Below are 22288 nucleotides of genomic sequence, written 5' to 3'. Positions count from 1 at the left end.
CAAGAAAAGCAGTTTGTTGCAGACTAAAGGTCAGATTTCAAAATATATGCCAACTTTTCGTCATTTCGTGGCTTTCGGTTTAGGATCTGCAATTGCCCTAACCTTAGTAGAGCCTGGTAGTTCTAAAGAGTTACTCTTACTTCAAGACCTAGACCGGAAACGAGCTGAAACGGGAGACTCACAGTTGTCACCAGCCTTGACTCAAGAGCCTCTCTTAACCTCTTTCCCCGCAGGGATAGAAGACGCTCAAAAGGAAGAGGACGCACCAAAATCCAATGTTTTACCTGGATTGCCTTCCTCTACAACTCCTGTCACCTTGGTATTGCAGGCTGAGCGACCGAAACCTGTGGTTAATCCAGTGCGTAAGATTAGAAGGGGGAGACCTACAGACAGAGAGAGCCACAACTCTAATCAGGATAAGCTAGCTCAGTCGCCTCCTGCCAATCAGAGAACTCCAGCGCCAGACTCTCTCAACCCCAGCCCCGACCCTTTACTGTTTCCGACCCAAAGCCAGGAAGTTCAGATTACAAACGCCCAGGCGATTACTTTACAACAGGCACTGGAACTGGCGCAGCGGAATAATCGGACTCTTGAGGCTGCCAAGCTGACCTTAGAACGGAATCAGGCTGCTCTACAAGAAGCTCTTGCAGCTGAGTTTCCGACCTTGGGAGTTGTGACAACATTTTCCCGTGATGAGTCTGCGGCGCAGAGACTACGGAATTCGGCATCAGCCAACAATCCCTTGTTGAGTCCTACTAATATCATCAGCGAAAATTTCAATGCCGCGCTGCAAGCCAATTATGACTTGTTCACGGCAGGGCTTCGTCCGGCACAAATTCGGCAAGCTGAGCAACAGGTTCGTTTCCAACAGCTAGAGGTGGAACGTCTTGCCGAACAATTGCGGCTGGATATTACCAATGCCTACTATGCGGTGCAAGAGGCTGATGCTCAAGTCGATATTTTCCAAGCCGCCGTGCTGGCAGCCGCTCAAAGTCTCCGAGATGCTCAGTTGTTGGAACAAGCTGGGTTGGGGACTCGATTTGATGTCTTGCAGGCTGAGGTGGATTTGGCCAGTTCCCAACAAGAGTTGACTCGCGCCGTGAGTCAGCAACGAATTAGCCGACGCCAGCTTGCACAATTGTTAAGTGTGCCACAGACGGCTGATTTGGCAGCCGCCGACCCGATTGCAGTGGCGGGACAATGGCCTTTATCTCTGGAACAGAGTATTGTTTTGGCTTATAAAAACCGAGCCGAGTTGGAGCAGTTTCTTGTTCAACGTGATATCAGTGAGCAGCAGCGGCGTATTGCTCTGGCTTCGATCAGACCTCAAGCCGGTCTGTCGGCTAGTTATAATGTGCTGGGGATTTTGGGCGATGACCAAGGACCGGCTGGCGGCTTATCATTGGGGGCAACGCTACGGTGGAATTTTTTCGATGGCGGAGCAGCTCGCTCTAGAGCGGAACAGGCGAAGAAGAATATTGCGATCGCGGAAACTCGTTTTGCTGACCAGCGTAATCAGGTACGCCTTGAGGTAGAACAATCTTTTTTTAACTTGAATGCTAACGCCCAGAATATTGAAACGGCAACGATCGCCCTGCAACGAGCCGAAGAAAGCTTGCGGTTGGCGCGGTTAAGATTTCAGGCGGGGGTCGGCACCCAAACGGATGTCCTCAATCAGCAAACGGCTCTCACTCGTGCTCGATTCAATCAGCTCAGCGCCATTTTGGAGTATAATCGGGCGTTAGCCGCTCTGCAACGGGCAACCAGTAATCTGCCAAACAGTAATTTATCTAACTTACCCTAGTAGTCTGTCAACCTTGAATTGAAGGGTTGTTATAGGTCAAGGGGTTCAAGGGGGAAGTACTAAATTACCCCTCAAATTTACCTTGACGCTCTACTAGTGCAAGAAGGCAGAAGAAAGAAGGCAGAAGGCAGAAGGTAAGGACGCTTGTACACTAAGCTTTTTAACCTTTTTGGACTGGTGGGTTATTTCTGCCGCGCTGCACTAGTGGTCAGTAGGGTTCCCTAGGGGAAGAAAGCCTACTATTTTCCTAAAATCTCAGATTTTATTAATATTTCTTAATAAGATAGGGGTAAGGTGAGAGTCAGGAGGATTGATGGGTAATATCAAATTTGTCAAAGAAGGGCAGGAAGTGATTGCGGCGAATGGGGCTAACTTAAGAGAGAAGGCTCTACAGAACGGCATTGACCTCTACACATTCACAGGAAAGATGATGAATTGTGGAGGTTACGGTCAATGTGGCACTTGTATTGTTGAGGTGACTGACGGGATAGAGAATCTTTCCCCTCGAACTGACGTAGAAAACCGCAAACTTAAAAAAAAGCCTGACACTTATCGGTTAGCCTGTCAAGCCTTGGTCAATGGACCGGTAAGCGTAAAAACAAAACCCTCAAAGTGAATCGATAACTTGCAGAAGAGCGTTGATGATATCCTAAAGAAAGCGGGTTAAAACAATAGCAAATTAGAGGCACTGGTTCAATGCAAGTTAATGAATTAGGGTTTATCGCCAGCATTTTATTTGTGCTGGTTCCTACAGTTTTCCTGTTAGTTCTGTACATCCAAACAGCTAGCCGCGAAGGCAACAAAAATTCTTAGAATCTGTAGTCAACAAAATCCCCTGCCTCTGCCAAAGCAAAGGCGGGGGTTTTCTTTATTCCTTGAGGCTTTGGGCCAATGTGCCCTTTTGCTCTGAATAGATTAGGGGGAACGAAAGTCAGGAGCCAAGAAAAACAGTCTTATCCCTTGAGTCCCGACTCGGCTGTAACAAAAGGCAACTGGATGTTACCCACCTTTGAAGCAAGGAATACTAATTCTCCAGAAGGCTAACTTAGAGTTCAATCAACAGTACGTGATAATAACACGGGACAGTTGGCATAAACTCGGACATAGTCGGATAACGAACCCCCTAGTAATCGATCTAAATCGGGTAATGTTTTAGCAATCGAGGGACGGCGATCAGGAGAACCGAGAATTAACAAGTCAATATTCTTCTCATCGGCTAATCGACAAATCTCTTCTCCTGCCTTACCGCTTGTGTTAATACAACGGTAAGCTACACCCCGCCGTTTCGCCTCTGCTACTGCCGGTGCTAGAACTGGGTCGTTTTCTGCTTGAACAATGGGTTCAGCACCTTTAAGCTTGTCAGGATTGACATGGACTAAAAATAGCTCACTACCGTTAATATCTTGTAAGAGTGATAGGGCTAAATTCAAGCTTTGTTGAGCTGAATCGGATTTATCCATCGCTACCATAACGCGCCTGATTTGTTTGACGTAGGCGTCGTCTTTGACCAGTAACATGGGACGGGGAGACAATTGGAAAACGTATTGGCTGACCGAGTTTTCCAAAATCGCTTCTAAGCGCTTCAGCCCTCGCGAACCCATAATAATCAGGTCAGAGTCTTCTTCTTCAGCGACTTGGAGGACTATGTCTTTGGGTTCTCCCTGTTTGAGTCGGGCTGAAATTTTGCTCGCGTCTAGATGGATCGACTTGACAGCTTGGGCTAGAATCTTACCTCCCTCCTCCAACTTAGCGGACATAGCATCGGCGGTGATTTGGGGTGGCACAACGTGCAGAACCGTGACAGCTACCTGTTGCAGAACGGGGATTTCCAGCAACATGTTCAGCATCTCTTCACAGAGTCCCCGACCGGCTACAGCAACTAAAATTTTTTGAATCATGGAAGTGCCTCTTCTCTAGTAATTGTTTCGTTATTAAATCAGGACTGACACAGCTAACCGCAGGAACACAAGCCCTGGTAGCTTCAGTCCCCCGTTAAAATCCGTGAGTCCTGTTAGGGTCAGTGGTGGTCAGCCTTCCAAGAATAAGGATACTTTTGATGTCGCTATCAAAATTTGACAATTTATTACTTAAAGAAGGCAACGGCAATTTTGCTTAACGGTTTTTTAATATTCCGATTACCGGCTTTCCCGTTCTCGTATGAGTTTTGGGCCAACTCCCCCATACTCACTAAAGCTCCGGCCCTATCCCCGCGCTAAGTTAAAGCCAATTTCCCACTAATACATAAGGTGCCCAGTAATAGGGGTGCTGCCAGTTGGGGTCTTGTAGGATGGATTGTTGGGCGCGACGGATGGCTTCAGCTTTGCTCACGGAGGACTCCGCTAACTCCTGATAGAACTGTCTCATTAGTGCAGAGGTTGCGTCATCATTGACCGACCATAAGGTGGCAAGTGTGCTACGTGCTCCCGCTCGCACAGCCACGCCAGCAATTCCTAGAGCGGCTCTGTTGTCCCCTTTGGCGGTTTGGCAGGCACTCAAAACCAGCAATTCAATCGGAATCTCTCGGCGCTGGTCGGTCTTTTGCAAGAAGTTATTTAATTCATTCACATTAATCCGGTCGTCCCAAGTCAGAATAAACGTCTCCTCCGCCTTGGAACTGAACTGACCATGAGTCGCTAAATGTACCACAGGGAAAGGAATTGCCTCGATCGCGTTTTGAAGTTTGGTCTTGGTGAACTCCTGATTAAACAGTTTTTCACCCGATACCTCAGACAATATTTGATTAAGTTCCACTTCCACCGCCGGGAGGGCAGAAAAGCCCTGACGAGCCTCCGAGAGTCCAGCCGTCAGAACTTTGAGCTGACCCCGTGTCAGAGGCTGGGATTCGAGCAATTCTAACCCTGGAGTCAAAGCAATGGCATATTTTTCCATTAAGTACTGCTTCCCGTCGTGGAGCGCCGCCATCGGAATATTCCGCAGAGAGCCATCTAGAACAAAGACTAGAGTTTTGAGTTGACTTTGCGCTAAATCGGCTTCAATGGGTCGGATTAACCAGTCATACACCTGCTGAGATAGGGGTAAAAAAGTCCGACTGATCACGTCTGTGAGTTCTAGACGTAGTTTCTTGAGAGTCTGTTCAACTTCGCCTTGCGGGAGAGGCGTTGCATAATGGCGCAAGGGTTGCTGAGGGAGGCTCAGGATGATTTCTAAACGGTCTGGCAGAATGATTGGGTAAATTACGGCGGCTTTTTGGTCAATGGCATCAATTTGAACAGGTTTTGCCGTCAAACAGGCAGCGCGGAAGAAGTTATCCAGTTCAGCTAATTGTAAAGACTCAATCACCTTACGGGCTTTCTCTAGACGCTCTGGACTGGTATTTTGGCTGTCCCCTTGCAGCAGTAATGAGACAAACTCACGATAGATGGGTTCCACTCCCTCTCTAAAAGAAAACTGTACCTCTGAGTTAATCGCAACGAGGTCATTCCGTAGCGATTGTAGTGTATTGATGGCTTCCGAGTACGCGGCGATCGCACCGTCTTCATTGCCTTGTACTTTGAGCAAGCGTCCGAGTTGCCACTGCCAGCGATAAGAAATCTCTGGCGCATTGATCGATTGAGTCAGGATGAGGGCTTTTTGAGTGAGATTTTGTGCCTCTGACCACTGCTGAGTCTTCTCGTAGAGTTCACCGAGACTGCCGAGGGCATAGGCTTGGGCTTGTTGGTCTCCTAACGTCGATGCCTGCTCGATCGCGATCGCTAATATTTGGGCAATCTCTCGGATTTTTGAGCTGTCAAGCGGAAGGGGTGAATCCGGAGTTGGCTGGTCCTGTTTGGCTTTGGTTTGTGCCAGCTTCAAAAGGCTGTGAGCCAGATTAATTCGGGCATAGACACTAATACGACTTAGGGGTAAGTCCGTGAGTTGCGCTTGAATTTGAGGTAATAGCGGTTGGGTGAGGGAGGCGATATCTTGTTTCAGACCTCCTTCTGCAATTAGATTCAATTGATTGACTAAAGATTGAATTTGTGTTATGGAAGAACCTTGGGTTGCGGCAGCTTGTTGATAAAAGTTGAGTGCGGCTTCAGCTTGCAACTGAGTCCGGGCAGTATTGCCTAAACTGAGGAGGGCGGCGGCTTGGTCGGGCGGTGAGGATAATTTTTCGGCAATTTCCAGGCTTTGCTGTAGGACTTTTCGAGATTCATTCAGATCGCCAATTAAGCGTAGGGCGTTACCTAAGTGACGCAGTCCTGCCACTTTGAGAAGAGAGTCGGGTTGCGTTTGTAGGGTTTGATTGATTTGGGTGAGGGTAGAGAGTTCACGACGGTAAAGCCCCAAGACTCGCAGCACTTGCGCTTGGTTGAGTAAACTGCGGATGACTCCCGCTTCATCACCCACTTGCCGATAGGTATCCGTTGCCTGTTGTAAGGTGGTGAGCGCTGGTTGTGCTTGTCCTTGTGCCATTTGCAAACTACCTTGGGTATTGAACGCTTGGGCAAGGATGCGGCGTTTTTCTGGTGTATTGGGTTGTGATTGGAGCAGTTGCAGGGAAGTTGCGATCGCATTTTTCGCATCCGGTAACTGCCCTAAAGCCTGATAAGCCAAGGCTAAATTACTCAAGACCATCGCTTGGTTGAGGGAGTCTCCTTGGGATTGGTAAGCTGGAACCGCTTGTTGCCAGACTTTGACGGCGGCGGCATATTGTCCGGCTTCGTAGTAGTCTCGACCCTGTTGCAGCCATTGGGGTGCTGCCGCTAAGTCAGACTGAGTTGCATTCAAACCGGAAGAAATAGCTGGGTATATAGGCTGACTTTTCACGCCCTGTGGATCAGCCCACTCTAAACCTAACCCCCCAGCCCCCTTCCCTGGTAGGGAAGGAGGAGAATTTAAAGCCTCTCTCCTTGTAGGAGAGAGGTTTTCCACAGAAATCCCATGAGCGAGATGAGCTAAAACAGGATGGCTGATCAGGCACAACAGTGTTGTCAGGCAGGCCAGTAAGAGACGGGTGAACCTAGGAAAACGTATCAATCGCCCACAGCCAAAACGGAACGGGTTGAATTGGGGTTGATGACCCCTGCAACGTAAATGCCGTGTTTTTGCCATAGTCTTATACCAAGTTGCATTCAAACGTAGTATTTTGTCCCCCTTGTCCCCCTTGTCCCCCTTGTCTTCCTTGTCTCCCTATCTACTATCTTTGACTGCAACTTGGTATTAACGGGGGCTGGCGGTGGGAGCGACACTAGAGGGGGAGAGGGTTTGACAGGATGCGGGAGTTTGCCAAGGATGTTGAGGGGTGGCGGTGGGGGCTTGTGCAGTAAGGATTACAGTCCCATCTGGAGCAATCACCCATCCTTGAGCTTCTACCAGTGGCGGAGGTGAAGAACTTGATGATGCAGAAGCACGACGCGGCTGTCCTTTTCGACTTCCAGTACTTACCCCGACTGGAGTCCCTAAATCTTCTAACAAACCTTCTTCGCCCAGTGTCTCGTGGGGGTTGGGGGGTAACCCACCACGACCTGTAATGGTAAAGCTGCTGCTTTGCTCCGTTCCTGCACCAGGCACGCAACGGCGATCAATCAGTCCTGTTGCATCTACCAAATCAGTAGGTAACTCCGCTAATCCTCGATTGGGGTCAACCCCTAGAGTGATGATTTGCACGGAACCATTAAGACCGAACTCGGAACTGGCGGTGATATCACTTAAGGGAGTCAGGCGAGGGCGAAATTGCAGTCCAAAGATACCCTGAGTGGTGATGTTGATATTGCCGCCTCGACCTGTAAAAGCATTTGCCGTAATGTCGCTATTTTCTTTGGGAATTCCCAAGATGAAGCCAGCGCTAATTGTAATATTTCCGCCATCTCCCCCTGAGAGTGCCGTACCTGCGGTGGTGGAGATTTCACTGCGCCGACGCAGCAATAATAAGTCTTGTACTCCTAGAGTTATGTTGCCCCCTGTATTGCTTGCCGTTTTAGCTGAGATAAAGGCTCGATTATCCAGGGTGGTTGAGTTGGATTGAGCGGTGATACTGCCGCCTTCTCCTGCACCTTGGCTACCCACAACAATACCCGCACCATCCCGCAACAGGAGGGTTGTGGTGTCCAGAAAAATACTGCCGCCGTTGCCTGTAGAACCGGGGGCGGTGTTGGCAAATATACCCGTACCGTCTCCTGTGAGCTTCACCTCATCCTGAAGGGTCAGGTTGATATTTCCGGCATCTTGACCGCTAGCTGTCGAGGTGAGGAGTTGCCCGCCGTTAGCGGCTTCAAGAGTATTTCCTGTTACGGTAATACTGCCTGCCTTCCCGTCTCCAGAGGTACTGGCGCTGATGCGAGATTGGTCGCGTACAGACAGCGATCGCGTTTGGATATCGATATCACCCCCTTCACCAACAGCACCAGCATTCACCGCTGTGGAAATGGCACTATTCGTCAGGGAAACAGTGTCAGCGTCGCGCACCGAAATATTACCGGCTTGGCCTTTTCCAGAAGTTGCAGCTGAGACTTGTGCCCCGTTGTTTAAAGAGAGCGATCGCGTTTGGAGGTCAATTTTACCCCCCTCACCAACAGCACCCGCATTCACAGAGGTAGAGATGGAGCTATTGTTAAGGGCAATCGTGTCAGGCCCTTGCACACTGATCGTCCCTGCTCTTCCAGAACCAGAGGTTGCAGCCGATAATTGAGCACCATTGCTCAAATCGATGGAATTGGCTTGTAGGTGAATATTTCCTCCCAGTCCCGGCCCTAAGGTAGCCGTCGAAACCTCGGCCTTGTCACGAACAATTAAGCGTCCAGTGGTTAGCTTCAAATCTCCACTGTCACCTGTGGCTTGGGATGGGTCTACCCCAAAACGCTGCAATAAAGGAATGGATGAAACACCTGTGATTCCCGACCCTGCGGATAAGCCGCTAGGGCGTCCATCGCTTCCTGTTCCCACCAGTTCCACCCATTCAGAGGCATTCACCATCAGATTGCCCCCCGCACCTGAGGCAACGGTTCCGGCTGAAATCAGCCCCCCATCTCGGACGGTTAACCGCTTAGTATTAATCGTCAAGTCTCTAGCGGCTCCCGATCCGGCTGTACCAGTCGATATACCACTGGGTAATTTATCCGGTGCAGTTCCCACCACTTCTACCGACTCAGAGGCATTCACGGTTAAGTTGCCACTATTTCCATCCCGGAGAGCAGCCGTCAAGACAACAGCACCATCGCCAACAATTAACCGATCTGCGTTAATCAGCATATCTCCAGCATTACCAAAGCCGACGGTGCTAGTGACTAAACCACTCCGCAATAATGGATTGGATGAAGCACCATAAAGTTCGACCAAGCTTGAGACTACGGTTACATTTCCTCCCTGACCCCTGTCATTGGGGTCATTTTCTCCCAATACGTTACCTGTTGCGGCGGATACAGCCCCTCCCTCTTTGATCAGCAAATGAGGTGTGATAATCGTAATATCTCCACCTTTGCCAGAGCGGTACGTATCAGAAATCAAGGCACTGGGAACTGTTGTATTGTTTGACGTGCCAATCAGCTCGACTCGCTCAGAGGCCTTGACTGTTAAATTTCCGCCTTGACCCCCGAAGGAGGTGGTCGTTGACGCCATTGCCCCACCCCGAATCGTCAACCGTCCAGTGGTAATGCTCAAGTCGCCAGCACTTCCTGAAGATTGGGAAGAGGAGAACAACCCGATGGGTGCCTGAATTTCTGAAAATGCAAAACCTGGGATAGGAATAGTCAGGTCAATCAGGCTATCGGCGGAAGTACTCACCAACTCCACGGAATCCGAGGCGTTGATGATTAATTCCCCACCATTACCCTGACCTAGTGGTGTGCCAAAACTTGGACCGCCCAGAGTGCTGGTTGTGATTGATCCATCTTTGATCATTAATTGTTGGGTATCAATTTTTAAGTCTCCTGCATCACCATTGCCGAGGGAAACAGTAGCAATGGCGGCTTTATCTCGAACAGTCAACTTCCCAGTTACGATATTTAAGTCTCCAGCCTTTCCATCCCCTGTGGTTGCTGCAAACAAATTACTCTCCGCTACGTCCACAGAGTTTGGAGCAATCACGGTCAATTTTCCTCCTTGCCCTGTGCCAAATGTAGAGGAAGATACCACTGTCTTATCGGTGAAGGAAACTGACGGTGCTTTAATCGTAATATCACCCCCTGTGCCTGCACCCGACGTATCGCTCAGAATAAAAGTATTAGCGAGGGAGACTTTCTCATTGGCTAGGAGAGTAACATCTCCAGCCTTGCCTGTGCCAGAAGAGGTGTTAATCAGACCGAAGTTTAAGCCAAAGTTGCTAAGACTGGCGCCATTTATTGTAATTTGGCTCCTGGAGTCGAGAATTACGCTTCCGCCATCCCCAGAAAAGTCATCTAAAAGACCAGCAAAATTAAGAGCAGTAAGGAGGTTCGCAGGCAGTTGATTCGCAAATTCAGAAACATCATCTGTCGTTACAATTGCTCCAACTTCAATATTCCCTCCTGGCAATAACTGATTGGGTCTGTACTGGTTTGTTAACAAAATTTGTCCATTTGCCGCATTCTGTCCCAACATGACAATCCCACCAATGTTGATGTCTGCACTGGTCGGTACATTCGTACCTACGGGATCTTCTGAGATCGGGAAAATAAAGCCAAAAAAATTGATAAAGCCTGAGTAAAATAAATAGTCGCTGTTTCCTGTGAGTCCAGGGATACCAATTGCACCCGGTTCTACTCCAGCACGCACATCCAACGTTGGTCTCACACTGCCATTAATGGGTACGAGCGTTCCATCCGATAAAGGAACCTCCTCCGCAAGATAGTCAACCCCAACGGTACCTGTTTCTGGTGCTGTAATCGCTACGATGCCAGGAATCGTCACGCTACCGCCTGCCAAAATGTGTAGTGAGGTACCGATATAGTTGTTAAAGCTGACATCCCCAATCGAGCGAATAATTGGGTCATTAGGACTTGATAAATCTTGGAGAGTGCCATCTAACCCTTCAATCCGAAAACTGCCCCCACTCCAGTAGCGAGCATCGCCCAATACCGTGTTAGCTGAACGTAACACCATATCCCCACCAGAGAAAAATCCGCTTTCCGCGTGATTCAGGGCAAAAATATCTACAGTTTGATTGCTCTGAACGACCATCTGCCCTCCAGCTTTTGCGATAAAAGGCTTCGTGGTACTATCGCGAACTTGCAATGTATTTAAGGCATATAACGCTAACTGCCCTCCTGCTTGCAATTGACCCTTTAAGTCTAGGTTGTCTGCCGCCAGTCCCAGATTTTGACCTACGGTTAAATTACCAGAGTTGGCAATTGTTGCACCCGAAGGATTCGAGCCATACTGCAAACCCAAAGGAACGTTAATCGTCAGCAACGGGGGTGCTTCTGGGTTTTTGGCGCTAAAAACAAAGCCGTTATCGAATGTAATACCGTTCGCTGTACTCGCCACAAACGAACCTGCAATATCCAATTGGGCATTTTGTCCAAAGATAATACCATTGGGATTGAGCAAAAATAGATTTGCTCCCCCATCTACCCCCAAAGTTCCCAAAATATTGGAGAGGTTATTACCTGTTACTCGCGTCAGAATGTTTTCAATCCCGGATGGATTGGAAAAATAGACTCGCAATCCCTCCCCAACATTGAAATTTGAGAAGCTGTGAAATAGGTTCGTACCTCGCGTTGCTCCTCCATCAATGCGATCAGCAGGAAGCCCCCTTATATTGACGTTAGGTGTTACGACTGAACTTTCAGTACCTAGCGTGGTATCAGGAGTCATCTGGGCTGAGGTGCAATTATTGAACCCAGTTATGGATTCACCCATCGTTAACCATACCGCTAAACTCAACCACCAGCCCCGACCTTTCCAGCTTTTCGCCATCACAGCTTTCCCCTTCCGCAACGTGTCACTAAAGTGTCAAATCCGCCACTCCCACGCCTGTGTTCAAGTTAGCATCCGTAAATTTCTAGGGGACTTCCCAGAAATAAATTGTCACAGGATTATGAAGGAATCAGACGCAGTTATATTGCTGGACTTGATTAATTGGGAAGTGCCTTGAATGAAAAGCTATTCCCTAATAATCTACACTCTGAAAACTTTCTTCTTACCGTTATTGGCTTAACCGTAAATGCTTCCAAAAAAGGTTTTTATTTACAGAAAAAACCATTTATTTTGAAGGAGAAAAAAGAGAAAATGACAGGGAATTGATTATTAGGCGGCACGGATGAGATGGAGCCAAACAAAAGTAAAAGGGTGTCAAGATTGATTTTCGTGAACCGTAACTGACGAAGATTTTTTCCGCTTCAACCCCACCACTCGGTAAACGTCAACCATTTGCTGTTTACCTTTGAGAGCTAACAAGCCCCAGCCTTCCACCTCAAACATCTCTCGTAGATAAACTAACGTTTCGTAGCCAATCAGGATGCGACAGTTGGTGGGTTGGCGATGTTTTTCACAGCTTTCCAAACGGGAGGCAATATTCACACTGTCCCCAATGATGCCGTATTCCAAACGGTCTTTACCCCCTAAACTCCCGGCAACCACCGGCCCTGAGAAAATCCCAATCCGCATTTGAATAATGGGTAAGCCTTGACGCTGCCAGTTTTGGTTCATCTCCTCAAGGCGATCGCTAATCGCAAGGGCACAAGCGACTGCCGCTCTAGCATCGTCTTCCACTTCTCTGGTATCGAGGCGACAGGTGGGCACACCAAAAACAGCCATCACCCCATCACCCGTAAACTTGTTGATGATGCCCTGACGCTGGATGACTTCTTGGGTAAGAATACCCAGAAATTCGTTTAACCACTCCAGCAATTCTTCGGGGGTCATGGTTTCCGAGATAGTGCTAAAGTCTTTGATGTCAGCAAACATCAGGGTTGCTGTGAGCCGAATACCGGGTAACTTACCCGACTTGAGCAGGCTTGCGCGTCCTTGCCACAGGGTTTGTGCAATCTGCGGGGATGTGTTTTGTCCCAACAGCTTCATCACAATATGTTGCTTTTGCTGGGCTTGATACGCTCGACGGCTAACCACGGTGCCGGCTGTCAAGACAAACCCCAAAGCAGGTGCGGCTAAAGGCACCCATCCGCCATTAGTGAACAGATAAAAGCAAATACCCGTACAAGTCCCCAGTGCGATCGCAAGGCGGAGACTCAACCTGAAGGGATGATAACTAATCTGGCCTAGAATGCCTCCTAGTACACTCCAACCGACAATCCATACTACCTCTGTCCATTCTGGCCAGAACCAGAACAAAGGTCGAGATCCAGTCGCCGCATCCAGGAGTTGGCTTACCATTTGGGCATGGAGGAAAACTCCAGCCATATTGTGGTTTTTCTTCAAGGTGGGGCTATAAGGAGTTGGGAACCTATCTTTGAGGCTAGGTGCTGTCGAGCCGATGATTATAATTTTGCCTTTTACCCAACTCGGATTGAGTGAGCCATTCAAAAGCTCGTTCAAGGAAACTTCCTGGGCGATATTGTTCGGTGAGCGGTAGTTGAGTAAGATTTGATAACCATCCGCTTCAATAGTTTGGTACCCACCTGAATTTTTTTCTAATCGCCAAAATTCTGCCTTTCCCAATTGTGGCAAACCCGGATGCCTGGGACTGTCTTGAAGCGAGATTCCTTGTTGTTCGAGATAGACGAGAGCCAGACGCAGGGAAAAAGAAAAAAGAGCACCGTTTTCGTTTTCAGCAAATAATATATTGCGGCGAATAACATTATCGGGGTCAATCGGCAAGTCGTTAAACCCAACTTGCTCCGGTGACACATCGGGGGGTGCTGTTGTCCCCGTGACGTTGTCAATGTTTTGAATCGCTATGACATTGGGTTGCTTGAGTTGGGCAACCAGTTCATTATGACCCGGTTCGATGGGAATATCGCGATACAAATCCAGGCCAATCACAGCCGGTTGCATCGCTTGCAGTTTTTTCAATAGTTGGGCAACAACCTGGTCGGAAAACGGCCACTTTTTCTGATCTCGGATATCTTTCTCTGTAATGGTGATTACGAGGATGCGGGGGTCGGGCGCTGCTGGTTTTGACCGCAGGCGTACAAAATAATCGAAGGCAATGAGTTCTAGGGGCTGTAATCCCCCTACATGTCGTACTCCCAGTAAGGCGGCTATGATGACCATCATGGAGAAGGATGCTATCATGCCCCGATGCATTAGGCTTACAGCGCCCATACTGACCCAATCGGGTTTGGAGATACCAACCGTTCGAGCAATGCGGAAGATCATAGATGAGGTGATAGATGTCCTAAATTCCAAGAAGCCTATTCATAGCCCTGATCTGATGCCACTGCCACCCGCCACCTAGAGCGCAATCAGCAGCCAAGAAGTATGGATGCCTTGAAAATAGAGGTTGTTCTCCTCAGCCTTGATGTACCCGTTAAGCTCCCAAACAATGTGGCATTTTTCCGTGGGATAAAACTCCCAAACTCCGTCAGGTTTAGAGGATGAGGGTTTAGCAAGAGTCGTTGATCGTGAGCGATGTATGACTGGCTACAGCCCCAGAACAAGCTCAACGGCAAAACCGTCAAATCTAGACCACATTATTACATTTTTAGGACAGGGGGTGTTACCCCTTGGAGTGAGCAAGTAGTTACCTAACCAGGATTGATTTTTGTTAACTTTCGCAATAGTCCTAAACTCTAGCGTAGCCAGACAAAAATAACTGGTTCGCGGAAAGCTCCTCCTCCCCTTCTAAATGAGGCGTCCCCGAATGGCTTGTGAGGGAATACTCCAGCCTCCTGAAGATTCTGGCAACAGGCTGGATGTTACAAAAATCTGACTTTATAGCGATCGCAATGGTTGGGAGAGTACATATAAGATAGAAAAGGAGACAATTCTTAAAAAATGTTCATGATTGCTTCCCAGTCCGGCTTGGACACCTTCAAGGAATCTTTGAAAGAAAAAGTATTCTTTGGCAATGAACCCACACCTGAGTTGATTGCCATCTTAATCGTCTATTTTGTCCAGGGCATCCTGGGCTTAGCGCGTCTGGCGATTAGCTTTTTCCTCAAAGACCAATTGGCATTAAGTCCCGCTCAGGTGGCAGCACTGATGGGTATTGCCGCTTTACCCTGGGTGATTAAGCCACTGTTTGGCTTTCTCTCAGACGGATTGCCCCTCTTTGGCTACCGCAGACGCCCCTACCTGATTTTATCGGGATTGATGGGGACAGCCGCTTGGCTCAGTCTCGCCACTGTAGTAAATACCGCTTGGGCGGCGACGGGTGCCATTCTTCTGAGTTCTCTCTCTGTCGCGATTAGTGATGTGATTGTAGACTCGTTGGTTGTCGAACGGGCGCGGAAAGAATCTCTCAGTGACTCCGGTTCCCTCCAATCTCTGACTTGGGGCGCTTCAGCCGTCGGCGGATTGATAACCGCCTACCTGAGTGGATGGCTCCTACAGCATTTCAGCAATCAAACTGTCTTCGCGATTACCGCCACTTTCCCCTTACTGGTTTCAGCCGTAGCCTGGTTCATTGCGGAAGAAGCTGTAAGTTCCCGTCCTGACACCTCTATGGTTTGGAATCAAATCAAGCAACTGCGAGGTGCAGTGACGCAAAAGGCCATTTGGTTGCCTACAGCTTTCATATTCATCTGGCAAGCCACACCCAGCGCGGATTCCGCATTTTTCTACTTCACGACGAATGAGTTAGGGTTTGAACCCGAATTTTTAGGGCGTGTTCGCTTGGTAACCAGTGTTGCCTCCCTGATTGGCATCTGGTTATTCCAACGCTTTTTAAAGAACCTTCCCTTCCGCAGCCTCATGGGATGGACGACGGTAATCTCCTCTATTTTAGGGATGAGTGCCCTACTGCTCGTTACCCATACCAATCGTACTCTGGGGATTGACGATCACTGGTTCAGCTTGGGTGACAGCCTGATCCTGACGGTGATGGGACAAATTGCCTTTATGCCCGTTTTGGTACTGTCGGCACGACTTTGCCCAGAGGGTGTGGAAGCTACTTTATTTGCCCTTTTAATGTCGGTGTTTAACTTGGCAGGACTTTTGTCCCATGAACTAGGAGCATTACTCACCCATTGGTTGGGAGTTACCGAGAGTAACTTTGACAAGCTTTGGCTGTTAATTGTGATTACAAATGTCTCCAGTTTATTGCCCCTGCCCTTTTTAGGTTGGCTACCGGCTGCTGACCCGCAAGCTGATATTAAAGCCGCCGAACATCATAAATCATTGCCACCGGCAGAGCTGTTTGAACATCATTCTCCGGGTGCTATGTCGGAGCAACCTTTCCTACCGGAACTGCTACCCGAATTCATCCGTAATCCCTTAGGGAAAAGGCTGAGTAAGAGTATGGGTTCACAGCCTGTTGAAGAACCGGCTGACTAGCTTTTTCAGTTTTCCATAGCAGTTTTTTTACTGGTATAGAGATGTAGATCGCTACATTTCTATATTTTTACACCCAATTTTCTACAGTTTTTTTACATAAGAACTATGCAAACTTTACCAACTCAAGAACACTTTTCAGTAGACGTTTCTGCTTTGCCCTATCAGCGGAATGGTTGGAAAAAGGGTTATGAATCCCAGCCCAATGAATATGACTATTCGATTGATGACATCGAAGGGGAGATCCCGGCAGCGCTGCAAGGGACTTTGTTTCGCAATGGCCCTGGCTTGCTTGATATCAATGGGCAACGGCTGCATCATCCCTTTGATGGAGATGGAATGATTAGTGCGATCGCATTTAATAATGGTCGTGCCCACTACCGCAATCGCTTTGTTCGCACTGAGGGTTTTATTGCAGAACAAGCAGCAGGAAAAATCCTCTATCGTGGTGTTTTTGGTACTCAAAAACCTGGGGGTTGGTTGGCGAATGCCTTTGATTTTAAACTCAAGAATATTGCCAATACCAATGTAATTTACTGGGGCGGAAAGCTCTTGGCACTCTGGGAAGCGGCTGAACCTTACCGCTTAGACCCAAACACGCTCAATACTATAGGAATAGACTACCTGGATGGTATTTTGAAGGAAGGTGAATCGTTTGCAGCTCACCCTCGGATTGACCCTAGTTGTGAATACAATGCGGGTGAACCAGTTCTAGTTAACTTCGCCATCAAAGCGGGTCTTTCTAGCACCATTATTATCTACGAGTTCGACCAATCGGGTAAACTTCTGCGGCGTCAATCGAGAAGCATTCCTGGCTTTGCTTTCATTCATGACTTTGTGATTACGCCTAACTACTGCATATTCTTTCAAAATGCGGTTAGCTTCAATCCGATTCCCTTCGCCGTCGGATTGCGGGGTGCGGGTGAGTGCGTGAAGTTTGAGCCAGAGAAGCCTACCCGAATTGTGGTGATTCCTCGTACCCCCCCAACCCCCCTTTACCAAGGAGGGGACAAAGAGGGGGTGCAAATTTTGGAAACGAAAGCGGGTTTTGTCTTCCACCACGCGAATGCGTTTGAGCAAGATGGCAAGATTTACATTGACTCCATTTGTTACGACAAATTGCCTGAGGTTGAACCCGACAGCGATTTCCGGAACGTGGATTTTGAAGCACTGACACCGGGACAATTCTGGCGGTTTACACTCAACTTAAATGAGCAAACGGTGGAACGTCAGCAGTTGGAAGAACGCTGCTGTGAGTTTCCCTCCCTGCATCCCAATAATGTAGGACGCCCCTATCGCTATATGTTCACAGGTGCTGCTCATAATCCAACCGGAAATGCACCGTTACAGGCGATTCTCAAACTGGATGTAACCACAGGGGAACAACAGCTTTGGAGTGCGGCACCAAAAGGATATGTGAGTGAGCCAATTTTTGTGCCTCGTCCGGATAGTAATCAGGAAGATGATGGTTGGGTGCTTACGGTAGTTTATGACTCCAGTCGCCATCGGTCTGATGTTGTGATTTTAGATGGTCGTGACTTGAATCAGGGGCCAGTGGCGCGATTGCACTTGAAGCATCACATTCCTTACGGGCTGCACGGTAGCTGGACACCGAACGTATTTTAGGCTGATTATTGACTCTGAACAGAAGGAGCATTGCACTCTGCTTCAGGAAACCATTCGCCCTGGGGAGTGGCTGTCAGCGCCGCAGCCGTGAGGACAACTTCTCCTTTGTGATTGAGCATCCACCCCTGAGCTTCCACCAATGGCTTGGGGGTGGAACTCTTAGGGGTTATGGAAACCGGAGCTGTTTTAGTTTCAACGTCAGAGTCGAGACTGACCCAATTGGTGATGATGGACTCATTCTGTAGAGGGTCGTTAGGACTGGGTGGTAAGCCACCTCGCCCTGTAATTGTAAAGCTGTTGGGTTCTTGGGTTGAGGCAGCAGGAGTACAACGACGGTCAATCTGATCTGATGCATCGACTATATTAGTGGGCAACTGCGCTAATCCTCGGCTGGGGTCAACATTGGTGAGCAAATCCAGTTGAAATTCGCCATCTAAGCCAAACTCAGAACTAGCAGTGATGTCACTTAACGGTGTTAAACGTGGGCGAAACTGGAGTCCGTAAATACCTTGAGTGGTGATATTGATATTACCGCCTTGCCCCTGAAAGGCATTGGCTGTGATGTCGCTATCTTCTTTGGGGACGCCGACGATAAATTTCGCATCAATGGTGATATTGCCTCCATCCCCCCCTGCCTGATCGGTGCCTGCGGTAGTAGAGATTTTGCTGTTATTTCGTAGCAACAATAAGTCCTGTAGTTGTAGCGTAATATTGCCACCTGTATTGCTAGCTGTTTCTGCCAACAGACGTGCTTGATTTTGCAGGGTGAGGGTGTCTGCCTGAATCTCGATATTGCCGCCAACTCCTGCTCCCTTGCTATCGACAGCAATTCTTGCTCCATCCTGAATGAGCACATCTCTTGAGTTGTTAATGAAAATACTGCCGCCGTTACCACTAGAACCTTCAGTCGTATTAGCCAACAATCCACTGTTAGCCCCAGCCAAAACTACGCTGTCGAGGATATCCAAATTGATATCACCTGCCCTGCTGCTACCTTCTGTAGTTGTGAGAAACTGCCCACCCTGAGTAATATTCAAGGTATTTGCCCTCACCCTGATGTCGCCTGCGTCACCCTTTCCAGCAGTAATAGCGCTCAGTTGAGCGCCGTTGCTAACACTCAGCACTCCCGTTGTGATGTCAATGTCGTTAGCATTGCCGATCGCTCCGGATTCTACATAAGTGAAGATACCACTCGGTTCATTGTTCACACCATCAAAGGAAGCCGTCTTACGGGTTATAACTGTCACGCTGCCTGCATCCCCTTGGCTACCACTAGTAACGATAGTGCCAATCTGAGCACCATTTGTTACAGAAAGGGAGTCTGCTGTGATGTGGATGTTCCCTCCTTGACCTACGGCTGGAATTCTTCTCCCCATTTCTACTATTTCCCCTACCGCACTGAAGACTCCGCTGGACGAAGGATTGTTAGGTATATCGGTATTCACCCCGTCAAAGGAAACATGACCGCGAACAACAATCGTCACATTGCCTGCATCCCCTTGTTCAAAGGTATTGGCAGTTAGTTGACCACCATTCGTCGCAGTCAACGACCCGGCTGTGACATAAATGTCTCCCCCCTTACCTACACCGTCCGTTCCTACAGTGGTGTAGACTCCACTGGGGGTTCCACTTCCTAGAGGACTGTCTATTCCATCTATGACAATATGGTCGCGGACATCAATTATGATATTTCCTGCATCTCCCAGTCCACGAGTGTTACTTTGCAGGCGACCACCATTAGTCAAAGAAAGGGAGCCAGCCGTAAGTGTTATATTTCCTGCATTGCCACGTCCGCCTGGTGTTACCGCAGCGAATATTCCACTGGCGAACCCATCGCTGTACACCCCATCTATAAAAATATGGTCGCGAACTTGAACCGTTATATTCCCCCCATTTCCCTCTGCATTCCTGTTGTCGGCTACTAGTTGAGCACCTTCAAGAAAGGAAGCTGAGCCAGCTATGAATATAATGTCGCCTCCGTTACCGATTCCTCGTTGCACTGTGTTGAAAATTGTACTGCCCTGTGTGAGTAAGGCAGCCTCGGTGACCTCCACGAATACCCGTCCAGTATCACCGCGCCCCCTCATAACAGCAGCTAAAAAAGCAGAATCTGTCAGGAAGAGCGACTTGGCTCTAACAATCATATTCCCTCCCTGACCTATAGCTCCGGCGTTCACAATATTGATGACATCGCTTCCTGAAATCGTAACTGTACTAGTCGCATCGAGTGTAATGTCTCCCGCCTGACTATTAGCTGTTCCTAAATTTAGTCCGATTCCAGTAGATAAGAAACTTCCCTCTAAAATGTCTAAATTGTGAGCGCTAATGACAATATCGCCGCCATCATCAGCCGTTACATTGACTCTAGCTTTATTGCTGATGCTTATATCAGCTCGCGTAATATTTTCGGGAACACTCACACTTAGATTATTGCCATCAATATTCAACCCAACCGTTCCTGTACCAGCAACTCCTGCTAATTCCACTCGACCCCCCAGAGCATTCACTCTTCCTCTATCAAGAGCGATGTCCCCACCAATGAAGAGCAAGCTTCGACCCTCTGGAACTCGTAAACCAAATAGAGGAGCTCCTGTTAGATCCAATCCTGCTGGAGCAATTGACCCATTCTCTATTCGTCCAGCGTTGATTTGATTAAAGAAAAAGGCAGAAGGATTTACTGTCAGTAATGCAGGAGCTTCCGGATTGGAGGCACTGAAAAAACCTTGATTACCAAATTGAATGGCAGTCGCAGTCGTCGCCACAAAGGAACCCCCAACATCCAAACTGGCATTCTCTCCAAAAATAATCCCATTCGGATTAATCAAGAACAAATTAGGATTAGAAGCACCAAACGTTCCCAGCGTTCCCAAAATCTGGGAGGCATTACTGCCTGTAACGCGAGCCAGAATGTTCTGAATATTAACTGGACTAAAGAAATATGCACCCCGATTGGCAGCCACATTAAATTCGAGAAAACTGTGAAATAAATTTGTCCCCCGAATGGCTCCCCCATCGATGCGGTCAATCGGCAAGCCCTGTGCATCAAGAGGTGTGGATACGGAACTTTCAGCGCCTAAAGTAGTATCGGGGGCAATCTGAGCAAGGGCATAATTGCCGGAGAAGACGTTAACCAAGCATCCACTGAGGGTTATTGCCCCACCTAGTCCTAAATAACAAGTAAGCTTGAACAGTTGTCTTGTCATGCATTTATTTGCCCAAATGTCAATTTTTTGGAGAAACATAAAGCTGAGAAGAGAGATTTGAAGTTCGGCTAAACTTAATAACTTATATAAGCGATAAATCGATTTTTTTGGTAATCCTCTACTCTTTTGACGAAAATTTACAATTTTTTAGCAGAATACGCTGAGACGAGAAGGAAAACTATTGGTCCGTCTTAACATTGAATTACTGGTTAGTTCTGGGGGAAAAAGCAATGAAATTCAGCATTGTCATCACAACTTATAATCGCCTCAATCTGTTAAAACGTGCTCTTGACAGCGCTTTATCTCAAACTCTACCTTGTGAAGTTGTCGTAGTTGATGATTGTTCGTCAGATAGCACTCAAGCCTATGTCCAAGAACGATGTGAAGCACTTGCTACTGCTGGGAACAATAGTCTGGTTTATCATCGCAACTCAGAAAATATCGGTCACTCCAAATCAGTGAATGCCGGTGTCGAACTAGCAACGGGAGATTGGATTAAGTTACTCGATGATGATGACTATTTAGCATCTAACTGTATTGAGGAAATGACAAATGCGATCGCACTTCGTCCTCAAGCTGTAATTTGTTCTTGTCAAGCTATCCAGGTTGATGATAAAGAACTTGAAATTAGCAGAACCCGAAAACCAGGGCCAGGAAAAGTATTTTATATTCCCCAAGAAGACATTCATTACGGAATGCTCATGGAACAGGTTCCTTTCGGTACTCCTGTGCAAGTCGCTTTCTCCCGTGATGCCTTTCTCAAAACAGGCGGTTGGGACTCGACGTTAGATACCAACTTTGATGATATTGATTCTTGGATTAAAATTTCTCAATTTGGAGATGCCATTTTTATTAATGAATGCTTGGGTTATCGGACAGTTTGGTCAGGAGCCTTTAATCAAAAATTTTCTATTCAAAATCGTCTTGATACTAATATTTTGATTAAACAGAGAATTTATTCACAGGTTAGTCCAAAATATTGTTCTGTTCTTCCACAATTTCAATATATCCGAGATTACCTAAAATTACATTGGAGTCTAGTCGCCCTCAAGCAAGGAAAGCTATTTAACGCGGCTCAAATTTCTTTCCCTGCCATTTTTTCTCCAGGTGCTTGGCAGCTATTAAGAGAAGCTAGACGCTCACGCCAAAGTACAAAATCGTCACATTTGATTCAAAAATTAATATTAGTAAGTGATTAAGAATTAATGAGAAATTAAGAATAATCCTAATTAACGTTATTTGTAAATTTGGCTACAGTTGTCAAATGGTCATTTTTTGTAAAAAATTCATCAGTTAGCATCAAAACTCATCCTGTTAACGTAACCCCAAACCCGAAAGTATTGAA

At 47.7% G+C, this 22288-nt stretch carries 11 protein-coding genes; 6 read left to right on the top strand and 5 right to left on the bottom strand.

The genetic code is table 11. The features are described 5' to 3' along the window. Positions 1–46: 46 nt before the first annotated feature. From MIC7113_RS30620 to psbM, 3 genes are all read left to right on the top strand, one after another. Positions 47–1804, top strand: a complete 1758-nt coding sequence (locus MIC7113_RS30620) for a TolC family protein (RefSeq protein WP_015186076.1) — start codon at positions 47–49, stop codon at positions 1802–1804. Between the two features lie 313 nt (positions 1805–2117). Beyond that, complete coding sequence (locus MIC7113_RS30615; protein WP_015186075.1) at positions 2118–2420, top strand: 2Fe-2S iron-sulfur cluster-binding protein; 303 nt, start codon at positions 2118–2120, stop codon at positions 2418–2420. 80 nt (positions 2421–2500) lie between these two features. Next, complete coding sequence (psbM, locus tag MIC7113_RS30610; protein ID WP_015186074.1) at positions 2501–2617, top strand: photosystem II reaction center protein PsbM; 117 nt, start codon at positions 2501–2503, stop codon at positions 2615–2617. 239 nt (positions 2618–2856) lie between these two features. Here the strand turns inward: psbM and MIC7113_RS30605 are convergent, their stop codons facing one another. The 4 genes from MIC7113_RS30605 to MIC7113_RS30590 form a co-directional block, all read right to left on the bottom strand. Further along, on the bottom strand, positions 2857–3702 hold the full coding sequence (locus MIC7113_RS30605) for a universal stress protein (protein ID WP_015186072.1): 846 nt from the start codon (positions 3700–3702) through the stop codon (positions 2857–2859). Positions 3703–4021: 319 nt separating this feature from the next. After that, a complete protein-coding gene (locus MIC7113_RS30600) occupies positions 4022–6859 on the bottom strand; it encodes a CHAT domain-containing protein (protein ID WP_015186071.1) in 2838 nt (945 codons plus the stop codon). A 108-nt stretch (positions 6860–6967) separates the two neighbouring features. Next, the gene (locus tag MIC7113_RS30595) at positions 6968–11638 is read right to left on the bottom strand and encodes a two-partner secretion domain-containing protein (protein WP_015186070.1); all 4671 of its coding nucleotides are present in this window, start codon (positions 11636–11638) and stop codon (positions 6968–6970) included. 375 nt (positions 11639–12013) lie between these two features. Further along, a complete protein-coding gene (locus tag MIC7113_RS30590) occupies positions 12014–13999 on the bottom strand; it encodes a CHASE2 domain-containing protein (protein WP_015186069.1) in 1986 nt (661 codons plus the stop codon). 624 nt (positions 14000–14623) lie between these two features. On the opposite strand from MIC7113_RS30590, the gene MIC7113_RS30585 reads away from it, so the two are divergent. Further along, a complete protein-coding gene (locus MIC7113_RS30585) occupies positions 14624–16117 on the top strand; it encodes a folate/biopterin family MFS transporter (RefSeq protein WP_051056005.1) in 1494 nt (497 codons plus the stop codon). Between the two features lie 105 nt (positions 16118–16222). Then, positions 16223–17740 carry a carotenoid oxygenase family protein gene (locus MIC7113_RS30580; protein WP_015186067.1) on the top strand — a complete coding sequence of 506 codons (1518 nt, stop codon included), beginning with the start codon at positions 16223–16225 and terminating at the stop codon, positions 17738–17740. 5 nt (positions 17741–17745) lie between these two features. Here the strand turns inward: MIC7113_RS30580 and MIC7113_RS30575 are convergent, their stop codons facing one another. After that, positions 17746–20943 (bottom strand): two-partner secretion domain-containing protein, encoded by a 3198-nt coding sequence (locus MIC7113_RS30575; RefSeq protein WP_172642259.1) that lies wholly within the window; start codon positions 20941–20943, stop codon positions 17746–17748. A gap of 230 nt (positions 20944–21173) precedes the next feature. Here MIC7113_RS30575 and MIC7113_RS30570 point away from each other — a divergent pair, with 230 nt between their 5' ends. Beyond that, positions 21174–22142: a glycosyltransferase family 2 protein gene (locus tag MIC7113_RS30570; RefSeq protein WP_015186065.1), complete on the top strand. Its 969-nt coding sequence runs from the start codon at positions 21174–21176 to the stop codon at positions 22140–22142. The last annotated feature ends 146 nt before the right edge of the window (positions 22143–22288 follow it).

The organism is Allocoleopsis franciscana PCC 7113 (genome assembly GCF_000317515.1).
In the GTDB taxonomy this organism is placed as follows: domain Bacteria; phylum Cyanobacteriota; class Cyanobacteriia; order Cyanobacteriales; family Coleofasciculaceae; genus Allocoleopsis; species Allocoleopsis franciscana.
This window is presented reverse-complemented; position numbering and strand designations above follow the sequence as displayed.